The following is a 3459-nucleotide window of genomic DNA, read 5'->3' on the forward strand; positions in this document are numbered from 1 at the left end:
TTTGAAAACGATGACCAATTAACAGCAGAGCATATAGAAACGTTAAATAATATTAGCAAATTAATGAAATCGCTTGATGCTGATAATATTTCTAAATTACGGGAATTATACACTAGTACTCCTGAAATTCAGATTACAAAGTCATTCAAATCGATTTCTGAAAATTAGCTATTCTGAGCTCGCAAGCCCGATTCTGGTAATAACACGGGGGCCAAAGTCCACCAGGAAGCAAACCATACCTCTTTGGGCGAAATATTTAGCATGATATTCTAAATGCATTATATTGTCAACATTCCTGCCCCCTCCATAGAAAATGGTGCACCCTTTTGCTAATACGGGATACGGATCAGTTTGGTTGGAGTAGGGGTGCAGAAAGTGTGACATGGCAAATGGAGTTTACCTTGGCAAACGTTTTTTAATTAACTACTTCAATTTTATTCATTTTCCATTTTTGTTCAAAATATGGACTTAGTGGTCCATACAATCTCAGGTATATGAAAAACGATTCACCCGGATTCGATTCTATCCAGTTTGCTTCTTTGCCATCCGGAGCTTTTGGACCAAAATATAAATCAACCGAACCATCTTCATTTTTAATCAAACCTTTTTCTCTTGATGAAATATCGGCTTTTAATGAATTGTTTTTGTACGGAAGCCTTTTGGCAATATCATACATTGTTATTGACCAAAAATTAGCAGCAGGAGGATTTGGTTCAATTCTAAGTGTATAATTCTTATCTCCCATTAAAGCATTGTTGTCAGAATCATAATATGTACCCAAATACGCAGAACCTTGTCCTTCTTTTTGCGAAATCATTCCGGCAGATGTTGTTACTGCTTCATATGTATAAGAAGCTCGTTCGCTGTACATTGAATAATTCTCCATATCAATCTTTGGATTCATACCTGCAAGTACCATCTCCCATCCAGAGTCTTCACCTTGATAAAGAGCATCTTTAAATCTTTTGTTAAACGAATTAACTTGCGCCATTGCCATTCCTGTTTTTAAGCCTTCAAGTAGTATTTCTTTTTGATAGGCAGTAGGTTTAAATGGTTTTCCTTTTTCAATACCAAAATCTCTCAACCACGCATAGAAAAATCTATCTCTGTCTGCCATTGGCTCTTTCTGAACAAATTTATTCACCAACTCCCAGTATCCCATATCCATAGGTTGAGTATTTAACGCAATCTTATCTACTTGTTTTGGAGAAAATTTTATGTAATTTGTTTTTGGAGGATTCTTAGCATCAGATAGTTTATATACTGTAAGAGCACGCTTCAATTTTTCATTTTCAGCACCAGTACCTAGAACTCTATAAAAATAGAATAACATGCTTGTTTTTAATTGAACTATTTCACCTTTAAAATCTTTAGGATAATCCTGGTTTGGTCCAACAAAAAGTATTGTCTCTTTTTTACCCGAATTTATTTCTTTTACAGGCTCTTGCCATGAATTGTCAGCCACTCCAAATAAACCACCAGCAGGAATATTAACAACTACAGGTCCTGTTATTGACAAATCAACCATTGAAACTGTATAAGGAGTTGTTACATTTGCTGTCAGAAACATGTAAACTGCATTAAATCCTTCAAATAAACCTATTGAAAGGTCACCATCTTCAATGTTAAGATTTGACTGTAAGGCATCGTATAACTGATAAAAATTGGTTATCGGCATCGACCAAAGAACTAACTCAGAGGCTCTTTGCAAATCCATTTGTCGTTGCAAAGCTTCAGCTGATTTCTTTGATATTGTTTGATCCTGAAACTCTAAATCTCCAGCGTAAGTAGATACAACTTTAACACCTTCCTTTGCTTTACTCATTGTTTCAGAGATATCTTTATTATTAGTAGTTGTGTTATTGCAACTTAACACAATAAATGCAACTACAATTATTGAAATTATTTTTCTCAAAGTCCTTATTTTTTAACAATTTCAGGAAACCTAACATCATTTACCGGTTCATAAACTCTAAGTACATAATACCATTTTTTTCCTGCAGTAGGAACCGCATTTTCACCTTCTCCTTTAGGATTTATACGTAGAGTATAATTACCATCAGCATTAACTTTTGCAGTATAAGAACTAATGTTATATTTATTTTTATCATTAGGTATAAGGTATTTGTCATCGGCATTATAAACCGTTAAAGACCAATATCCATCGCTGTTTTTTATGAGTCCTTCTTTAGGAACTGTAATTTCATAGCTATCGCTTGCATTTAATTCCTTCCCGTTTGCATCAGTAAAAATCAAATCATAATTAGCATATCTATATTGAGTTCCTAATTGACCTATCAATACGCCACCTGCTCTGTCTAAATCACCTACACCTTCGTACATTGAACCAAATACCTGTTTGGGATTCAGATGTTTTACATATTCAGATATAATTTTTATACCTGCAGCTTTTTCTGCCTCAGTAAATTCCGGAACAATAAACGGGAAATCTCCACCACCACCTTTTAAAGTGATTCTCTTTGCAAGATTCATTACTTCTTTTTCATTATCAACAATAACCTGACGTGTAAATGCAAGTCCCTGGTAAGTATGCAAAACTATTTCGTAGGCATTTTCTACAGGACTTTTTTGATGTGGTAGACGAATAACTACAGGTTTTTCAGGCTTTACATACACTTCCATAAAATGGTTCATGTCAAAAACAGATAATGAGTAGTATTTATCATATTTTGGCATATTAATCACCACTGGTTCGTTAGAAATATTGAACCATGAATAACCATAATTCACATCGGCCTGCGGTGTTACAACTATTCTGTCATCGGCAGTTGTCATACCTGTAAATTGCCATTCTCCCGGTTTATTTTTCTTGAGCCACTCATCACGCATTTTTGCCTGTTCTATTGCAGGATACCAATGGATAAATTCTGAAATTCTAGTTTCAGAAACTTCTGTTGATGTTTCATCTTTTGTTTGAGCATCGGCATTATTTGTTAAGAAAAATAATAATCCAATTGCAATTGTTGCTACTGTGAATATTCTCATTTTTATATCTAAAGTTTATATATATAATGATTTATATATAACAGAATTTCACTTTAAATGTTTACCAACGACACGGCTAAAATAAGTATGCATCCCATGTGCTGGAACTGATTAAGATTGAATTACGCTCGCGCATTAGCTCCGCTGAGCTCGTAAACTCGGTTCCCCGTAGCTTGCTGCGGGGTTAGCGAGCACAAATAAAATTAGCAATCAATCGAAGATTGACTTCGTCGAGCTAAAGGTTCCTCGGAGCTTCAATTAAGTAAATACCTCTCAGATAGCTCAGTTCGCATATTCATTTTAGCATTTGTTATCAGCTTTCGATCTTATTCTAGTTGTTTTAGCCTAATGTTTTTGTACCAAATTTCATAGGGTCCCCCCGAATGTGCCTGTAAACAAATACTACCGTTTAATGGCACATTACCTTTCTCAGTGAATTTTGCTGTTGTAACT

Annotated in this window: 2 protein-coding genes; both read right to left on the reverse strand. The window is 34.8% G+C overall.

Features of this window, described 5'->3' with window-relative positions; all coding sequences use genetic code 11:
• Nucleotides 1-415 precede the first annotated feature (415 nt).
• The gene (locus ABFR62_13675; GenBank protein MEN8139468.1) at nucleotides 416-1915 is read right to left on the reverse strand and encodes a DUF1214 domain-containing protein; all 1500 of its coding nucleotides are present in this window, start codon (nucleotides 1913-1915) and stop codon (nucleotides 416-418) included.
• A gap of 5 nt (nucleotides 1916-1920) precedes the next feature.
• Entirely contained in the window at nucleotides 1921-3006 is a 1086-nt protein-coding gene (locus ABFR62_13680) for a DUF1214 domain-containing protein (protein ID MEN8139469.1), read from the reverse strand.
• Between the last annotated feature and the right edge of the window lie 453 nt (nucleotides 3007-3459).

This window comes from Bacteroidota bacterium, assembly GCA_039714315.1.
Lineage (GTDB): Bacteria > Bacteroidota > Bacteroidia > Flavobacteriales > JADGDT01 > JADGDT01.